Source organism: Kitasatospora sp. MBT66 (assembly GCF_000710405.2).
Lineage (GTDB): Bacteria > Actinomycetota > Actinomycetes > Streptomycetales > Streptomycetaceae > Kitasatospora > Kitasatospora purpeofusca.
Window position 1 is genome coordinate 920,051 of the sequence record NZ_JAIY01000004.1, and the last position, 7,460, is coordinate 927,510.

The 7,460-nt window shown below is 74.9% G+C and carries 6 protein-coding genes; 4 read left to right on the forward strand and 2 right to left on the reverse strand.

Annotated features, from left to right (window positions below; translation table 11 throughout):
• Positions 1 to 15: 15 nt before the first annotated feature.
• The gene (locus tag BI06_RS10795; protein ID WP_051740728.1) at positions 16 to 1,287 is read left to right on the forward strand and encodes an RNA polymerase sigma factor; all 1,272 of its coding nucleotides are present in this window, start codon (positions 16 to 18) and stop codon (positions 1,285 to 1,287) included.
• Positions 1,284 to 2,087: an alpha/beta fold hydrolase gene (locus BI06_RS10800; RefSeq protein WP_043467215.1), complete on the forward strand. Its 804-nt coding sequence runs from the start codon at positions 1,284 to 1,286 to the stop codon at positions 2,085 to 2,087. The genes BI06_RS10795 and BI06_RS10800 overlap by 4 nt, the downstream gene beginning before the upstream one ends.
• A gap of 1,072 nt (positions 2,088 to 3,159) precedes the next feature.
• Here the strand turns inward: BI06_RS10800 and BI06_RS10805 are convergent.
• Positions 3,160 to 3,741 (reverse strand): GNAT family N-acetyltransferase, encoded by a 582-nt coding sequence (locus tag BI06_RS10805; RefSeq protein WP_082558408.1) that lies wholly within the window; start codon positions 3,739 to 3,741, stop codon positions 3,160 to 3,162.
• Positions 3,742 to 3,884: 143 nt separating this feature from the next.
• Here BI06_RS10805 and BI06_RS10810 point away from each other — a divergent pair, with 143 nt between their 5' ends.
• On the forward strand, positions 3,885 to 5,765 hold the full coding sequence (locus BI06_RS10810) for a serine/threonine-protein kinase (RefSeq protein ID WP_051740644.1): 1,881 nt from the start codon (positions 3,885 to 3,887) through the stop codon (positions 5,763 to 5,765).
• Between the two features lie 114 nt (positions 5,766 to 5,879).
• The gene (locus BI06_RS10815; protein WP_043467218.1) at positions 5,880 to 6,377 is read left to right on the forward strand and encodes a hypothetical protein; all 498 of its coding nucleotides are present in this window, start codon (positions 5,880 to 5,882) and stop codon (positions 6,375 to 6,377) included.
• 72 nt (positions 6,378 to 6,449) lie between these two features.
• Here BI06_RS10815 and BI06_RS10820 read toward each other — a convergent pair whose 3' ends face one another.
• On the reverse strand, positions 6,450 to 7,247 hold the full coding sequence (locus BI06_RS10820) for an NRDE family protein (protein WP_199523267.1): 798 nt from the start codon (positions 7,245 to 7,247) through the stop codon (positions 6,450 to 6,452).
• Between the last annotated feature and the right edge of the window lie 213 nt (positions 7,248 to 7,460).

Below are 7,460 nucleotides of genomic sequence, written 5' to 3' on the forward strand. Positions count from 1 at the left end.
GGCTCCGACGGCCTGATGGGCGAACCGGGCCGCTCCGACGGCCTGCTGCGCGAACCGGGCTGCCTCGAGGGTCTGCTGCGCGAACTCGCGCCGCAGGCCCTCGGGGCGCTGGTGCGCCGCCACGGCCGGGGCCTGTTCGACGCCTGCGAGGACGCCGTGCAGGAGGCCCTGCTGGCCGCCGCCACCCAGTGGCCGGCCGACGGCCTGCCGGAGAACCCGCGCGGCTGGCTGGTGACGGTCGCCTCCCGGCGGCTGGTCGACGCCGTCCGCAGCGAGGCGGCCCGGCGCCGCCGCGAGGACGCCCTCGCCCTCGCCACCCCGCAGTCGGCCCTGCTCGGCCCCGCCCCCGACGCGGCGGCCGACGCCGACCGGGACGACTCCCTGCACCTGCTGTTCCTCTGCTGCCACCCCGAACTGTCCGCGCCCAGCCGGATCGCCCTCACCCTCCGCGCCGTCGGCGGTCTGACGACGGCCCAGATCGCGGCCGCGTTCCTGGTGCCCGAGTCGACGATGGCCCAGCGGATCAGCCGGGCGAAGCAGACCGTCCGCTCCTCCGGCCTGCCCGCCCGGCAGCAGGCCGAGCGCCTCGCCGAGGTCCGCCAGGTCCTCTACCTGATCTTCAACGAGGGCTACACCACCAGCGGCGGCGAGGACCTGACCGCCCCCGAACTGTCCACCGAGGCGATCCGGCTGGCCAGGCTCCTGCTCCGGCTGGCCCCGGACGACCCCGAGACCGCCGGACTGCTCGCCCTCATGCTGCTCACCGACGCCCGCCGCCCCGCCCGCACCGGCCCGGGCGGGGTCCTGGTGCCGCTGGCGGAGCAGGACCGTTCCCGGTGGAACCGGCCCCTGGTGGAGGAGGGCGTGGCCCTGATCGGCCGGACCCTGCCGCGCGGCCCGGTCGGTCCCTACCAGGTCCAGGCCGCGATCGCCGCCGTCCACGACGAGGCGCCGGACGCGGAGTCCACGGACTGGCCGCAGATCCTCGCCCTCTACGACGTGCTCGAGGGCTTCGGCGCCAACCCCTTCGTCACCCTCAACCGGGCCGTCGCCCTCGCCCTGGTCGACGGCCCGGCGGCCGGCCTGGCCGCGCTCGCCGCACTGGAGCAGGACCGGCGCCTCGCCCACCACCACCGCCTCCTCGCCACCCGCGCCCACCTGCTGGAACTGCTCGGCGACCCGACGGCCGCCACCGCCTACCGCGAGGCCGCCCGCCGCGCCACCAGCGCCCCCGAACGCCGCCACCTCACCGAGCGGGCCCGCCGACTGGAGACCTCGCAGCCATGACCGAACGCACCGTGATCCGCGACGACGTCACCCTCGTCTGCCACGACCGGGGCGGCGACGGCCCGCCGCTGCTCCTGCTGCACGGCCTGGCCGGGTACGGGGGCGAGTGGGACACGTTCGCCCGGCAGCTCGGGCCGCGGTTCCGGGTGGTCACCGTCGACCAGCGCGGCCACGGCGCGAGCACCCGCCGCCCGGCGGACGTCTCCCGGGCGGCCCACGTCGCCGATGTGGTCGCCGTGATCGAGCAACTGGACCTCGGTCCGGTGACCCTGCTCGGCCAGTCCTACGGCGGGCACGCCGCGATGCTGACCGCGGCCGCGCACCCGGAGCTCGTCGAGCGCCTGGTGATGGTCGAGGCCGGACCGGCCGCCGGCTCGGCCCGGACCGTCGCCGACATCGGCGCCTGGTTCGCCTCCTGGCCCACCCCGTTCGCCACGGCCTCGGCCGCCGTCGAGTTCCTGGGCGGCGGCCCCGTCGGCGAGGCCTGGGCGGCCGGGCTCGAAGAACGCGCCGACGGCCAGTACCCGCGCTTCGACCCCGACGTCATGGTGGCGGCCCTCACCGACAACACCCACCGCTCCTGGTGGCCCGAGTGGAGCCGGATCGCCTGCCCCACCCTGGTCCTCCTCGCGCAGTCCACCATCATCGACGCCGAGCAACTCGCCCGCATGCACCACGACCGCCCCGACAGCGTCCTGACCAGCATCCCCGGCACCACCCACGACCTCCACCTCGAACGCCCCGAGGCCCTGGTGGAGTTGCTCGAAGCCTTCTGCGCCACCGGAGCCGGCTCCCGCTAGCCCGACGCTGGCCGCACGCCGTCCGGTTCCTCCCCGCGCGCGCGGCGCGGGAAGTCGGACCCGCAGACTTCCCGCGCAGGCATTGAGCCCGGGCCCTCGGGGGTGCGGCACCGATACGCCGCGCGGGAAGTCGACGCCGCCGACTTCCTGCGCAGCCGCCGCCCGGCGCGCTGCGTCCTCGGGGCTTTGAGGCGTGCAGAAAGGTTTCTTCTGGGTGTGGTGCTGGTGCGGTGGAGTGGAAAGTCGGCCCCGCCGACTTCCTGCGCGGCCGCTGAGCCCGGGCCGGCGGGGGTGCGGCGCCGATTCTCCGCATCGGAAGTCGACGCTGCCGACTTCCTGTGCCGCCGCTGCATACTCGGGCCCCCGAGCCGTGCAGAAGGGTCTTCCTTGAGGTGTGGTGTTGGTGCGGTGGCGTGGAAAGTCGGCCTCGCCGACTTCCTGTGCGTCCGCCTGGCCGCCGTCACGCCTGTGGTGCGGAGATGGTGCGTGCGGTGCGGTGCCGTTGGGCGGCGTGGGAAGTCGATGCGGCCGACTTCCTGCGCAGCCGCCGCCCGCTCACTGCGTCCTCGGGGCTTTGAGGCGTGCAGAAAGGTTTCTTCGAGGTGTTCGGAAAGTGGTGTCGGCGAGCCGGCGTGGAAAGTCGGCCTCGCCGACTTCCTGTGCGTCCGCCTGGCCGCCGTCACGCCTGTGGTGCGGAGATGGTGCGTGCGGTGCGGTGCCGTTGGGCGGGGTGGGAAGTCGATGCGGCCGACTTCCTGCGCAGCCGTCGCCCGCTCGCTGTGTCCCTGAGCCGCCGCTGCGTCGTGCAGAAAGGTTTCCTCTTGGCGTGCTGTCGGTGGGGCGGCGTGGAAAGTCGGCTCCTCCGACTTCCTGCGCGGCTCCCCGCCGTCGAGCTTCGGGCGGCCGATGTGCGGTGTGGAGGTGGTGCGTGCGGGTGCGGTGCCATTGGGCAGCGCGGGAAGTCGACGCTGCCGACTTCCTGCGCGGGCGCAAAGCCTGGGTTCCCGGGGGTGCGGTGCCGATCCTCCGTGTGGGAAGTCGATGCCGCCGACTTCCCGCGCAACCGCTGCCGCTACCGGAGCTGTTCGGTGGCCGGTCGTAGCCGGGTGTGCAGGTGGCCGTCGAGGGGGTAGGCGGGCGGGGTCGCGGTGAGGACGCGCTCGAACGCGTACCGGCTCTTCTCCGCGACCCGGCAGGAGGCGGTGTTGTCCACCTGGTGCAGCAGTTCGAGCCGCTGGAGCCCGCCCGGGCCCAGGGTGTCGAAGGCCCAGCCGGTGAGTGCCTCCAGCGCTCGCGGCGCGACGCCCCGGCCGCGGGCGGGGGCGGCCGTCCAGTAGCCGACCTCGGCGGTGGGCCCGCCGGGCGAGACCCGTTTGAGCACGAGGTTGCCCAGCGGCGGTTCCGGCTCCGCGCCCGGCCGTGCCTCCAGGACGGCGAAGGAGAACCGGTGCCCCGCAGCCCAGGCCTCCTGTTGGGCGCCGACCCAACGGAGCGCGTCCGCCTCGTCGTCGACGACCGAGGTCGTCCAGCGGCGCAGCACCGGGTCCCGGTACACCTCGACGAGTGCGGGCGCGTCCTCGCTCCGCCAGGGCCGGAGCAGTAGAGCAGGGGCGGACGGGGTGGCGTCGACGTGCAGGACCACGGTGTCGTTCACCGGAGGATCGTATCCGGGGGTTCGTCCGACGCCTGGTCAACGACGTTGGCATCGCAGGCCGATGGGGGTGCCGCCCGCCTGGAGGCGCGTGACAGACTGAGCGGCAGACGGACAGTTCGTTCGAGTAGGACACGGGGGCGGGCATGAGCGGTCGGGGGACCGTGCTCGGAGGGCGCTACACGCTGACCGAGCGCATCGGCGGCGGCGGGATGGGCGCCGTCTGGCGGGCCGAGGACTCGGTGCTCGGGCGGCCGGTGGCGGTGAAGATCCTCCACCCGGCGCTGCTGGCGGACGTGATGTTCGCCGAACGCTTCCGCCGCGAGGCACGCATGCTCGCCCTGCTGGACCACCCGGGCATCGTCGACGTGCACGACTACGGCGAGGAGGAGCCGCCGGACGCGGACGGTGACCGCCTCGCGTACCTGGTGATGGAGCTGGTCGACGGCCGGCCGCTGGACCGGGTCCTCGCCGCGGACGGCGCCTTCCCGCCCGCCCGGGCGCTCGGACTGCTCGCCGAGGCGCTGGACGCCCTGCACGCCGCCCACCGGCGCGGCATCGTGCACCGTGACGTCAAGCCGTCCAACCTCATGCTCCGGGCCGACGGCCGGGTGACGGTCACGGACTTCGGCATCGCCCGCTCCATGGCCGGGACCAGGCTCACGGCCTCGCACGCGGTGATCGGCACCGCGCTCTACATGGCTCCGGAACAGGCCGAGGGCAAGGCGGTCACCCCGGCCGTCGATCTCTACGCGATCGGCGTGGTCTGCTACGAACTGCTCGTCGGCAGGCCGCCGTTCACGGGCGGGGGCATGCTGGAAGTGGCGCTCAAGCACCTGCGCGAGCCCGCGCCGGAGCTGCCGGGGGACATCCCGCCGGCGGTGCGCGCGTTCGTCGCGACGGCGCTGGCGAAGGACCCGGGCGAGCGCTTCGCCGACGCGGCCGCGATGGCGGCGGCGGCCCGGGCGGCGGCGGACGGCGAAGGGCCGTCGGCGCTCCCGGCGCCTGCCGTCGCGAAGCCTGCCGTCGCGAAGCCTGCGGCCGTAGAGGCTGCCCCCGCGGAACCTGTTGCCGCCGTCGCCTCCGTTGCCGCCGCCGCTCCCGTCGCGAGCACGGAACCGGCCGGACGGACGCGCAGGCGGGGTTTCCTGGTGCCGGTGGTCCTGCCGATCGTGATCTCGGTCGGGACGGCCACCGTGCTGCTCGTCGATCGCGGGCCGTTCACCTCGCAGGCACAGGAGCCGAGTTCGCCGCCCGCGGTCACGGTGACCATGACCGCCTGGCCGGCGGGCGCGTCGCCGACCGGCGGCCAGGCGCTGGCCCCGACCCCGTCCGCCGTCCCGACCGTGCCGGGCGCACCGACCGGTTCGTCCTCCCCGGCCGCGCCTGCCGCGAAGTCGACCACCCCGCCCACGACCCCGCCCACGACCCCGCCCACGACTCCGCCGCCGGCCTCCGCGTCCCGGCCGGGCGGGTCCCCGTCGGCCGCGCCGAGCGCCCCGCAGCCGCCCCAGCAGTCACCCGCCCAGGCCCAACAGTCCACCCCGGCGGCCCCGTCCGCCAACGCGACCACCGCGCCCCCGGCCGCTGTCCCCCCGGCGACCACCGCCCCCGGCGGCGCCCCGGCGAGCGGCTGCGGCGGGACCAACTGGGGCTACATCACCAATGTCGCCGACGGCCTCCGGATGGGCCTCTCCCAGGACAGCCTCGCCGGCGGCCAGGCCGTGGTCATGGGCGGCGCGACCGCCTACGGCTGGGTCCACACCGTCCCCAGCAGCTGGCACCAGTTCAACCCCTGCAAGCTGAGCGCCCCCGTCCTGGTGCAGGAGATGGACGGCCGGGTGGCCCTGTCCAGCGGCTTCAGCTTCCTCACCAACTGGACGGTCACGGCCGCGACCACCCCCGGGGCCTTCTACCTGAAGGACTACATGGGCCAGAACTGCCTGACCGACAACGGCGCCGGTGCCCAGCTCACCATGACCGCCTGCACCCCCGGCAACAAGTCCCAGGAGTTCCGAATCCCCTAGCGGGCGCTAATGGCTACTAGTAGCCGTTAAGGGCTGGACGTCGGCGCTGACGATGTGCCAGGATCGTCCTGCGGCCGACCGCAGGGGGCGGCCGCAGGAGGGGAGGACCCAGTCATGTCCCAGGAGAACCCGGAGTACGTGTCGGTGCCGGTGCCGGCCCACCTCGTCCCGGCCGTGTACGCCTTCATCGCCGAGCGCAGCGGTGTCGGCGCGGGCGCCGCCGCGTCCACCGCCGCGGACCTCGCGATCAGGTCCCCGCAGGGCGAGCAGCAGCGCCGCCGCGACGAGTGGACCGTCGAGGACCTCCGCACGCTGATCAGTGACCGCCGTGACTCCGTCCAGGTGGTCGTGGCCATTCTCGACATCCTCGCCGAGCGGCCCGGCACCCGGGTGGGCTACGGCGACCTGGCCGGGGCGCTGAAGCTCGACCGCACCCGGCTCCGTGGCGCGCTGTCCGGCTTCACCCGCGTCCTGAAGGCCCACTACGAGCGGGAGTTCTGGCCCATGTGGTGGACCGAGGTGCCGGCGGGCGAAGGCCGGGGGAGCGAGTTCGTGTATTACGTCAGCGACGTCGTCGCGAGGCGCTGGCGCGAGGCCCGCGCCGAGGCCTGAGCGGCGGTGAAAGGTGCCGAGTGGCGGTCAACGCCACTCGGCACCCGCCGTCCGGCCGTCACTGGGCGCCGCTCACAGCTCCACCTGCCGCCAGCCGTCGCCGCCCGCTCCCGCCGGGGCGGGGGAGAAGTCGTAGCGGACGCCCTGCGGGCCGAGGGCGAGCAGGGAGATCGAGGAGGAGCCCCAGATCCGGCCGTTCCCGAAGTCTCGCCGCTGGACCAGGGCGGCGGGCGCGTCGAGGGGCAGCCCGTCCCCGGTGACGATCGGCAGCCAGGCGCCCCAGGCCCGCTCGGTGCTCGGGTCGTCGAGCGACGGCAGCGGGCGGGGCTCGGCCTCGAACCGGGCCCGGAAGTGGTCGGCGCGGGCGGCCATCAGTGTGCGGATCCGCTCGGAGGCGGTGCGGTTCTCGGCCAGGCCCTCCGGCCCGTCGTTGAGGACCACGCTCAGCCCGGTCGGCAGGTGCACTTCGACGAGCCGGCCGCCGGTCCCGCCGCCCCAGCTCAGCACCCGGGCGCCGTCGGGGCGGACGACGACCAGGTGGAACGGGTCGTACCGGTCGAGGTCCAGGGTGTCGATCCGGCCGCCCCGGGCGGCGAGCAGCGGAAGTTCACCGCGCGAGAGCCGGGCGGCTTCCGGCGCCGAGGTGCCGAAGCCGTTCAGCAGGCAGGCCGCGACCGGTCCGGCGCCGCCGGAGCCCGTTCCGCCCGGCTCCACCGCGAGCCACGTCCCGCCGGCGACCAGGTCGAGTCCGCCGACCGCCGAGGGCTGCGCCGGCCAGTGGTGGCCGGGCGGCGACCAGCGCCGTCCCATGTACTCGTCCCGCACCGACAGCAGCAGTACCGGCACCGCCGCGGACGGCTCGATGCTCACGAACGCCGTACACACGTCCTGTCCCCCTGACCTCGCCCTCCCCGCGATCCTCGCACGCCTGTTCGCCGATCGGGAGGGGCAGGTCATGCGGGCGTCCGGGGTGTTCAGGGCGTCCGGGAAACCCCGGGCGCCCCGGACGCTTTGGCGCCCAAGATGCTCCCGGGCTCTTGGCCCGACCCCCCGTTCCACCGCACTCCGTATACTCCGCACACT

Coding starts and splice junctions, on each gene's coding strand:
- BI06_RS10810 (WP_051740644.1), top strand. CDS start 3,885: ATGAGCGGTCGGGGGACCGTGCTCGGAGGGCGCTACACGCTGACCGAG.
- BI06_RS10800 (WP_043467215.1), top strand. CDS start 1,284: ATGACCGAACGCACCGTGATCCGCGACGACGTCACCCTCGTCTGCCAC.
- BI06_RS10795 (WP_051740728.1), top strand. CDS start 16: ATGGGCGAACCGGGCCGCTCCGACGGCCTGCTGCGCGAACCGGGCTGC.
- BI06_RS10815 (WP_043467218.1), top strand. CDS start 5,880: ATGTCCCAGGAGAACCCGGAGTACGTGTCGGTGCCGGTGCCGGCCCAC.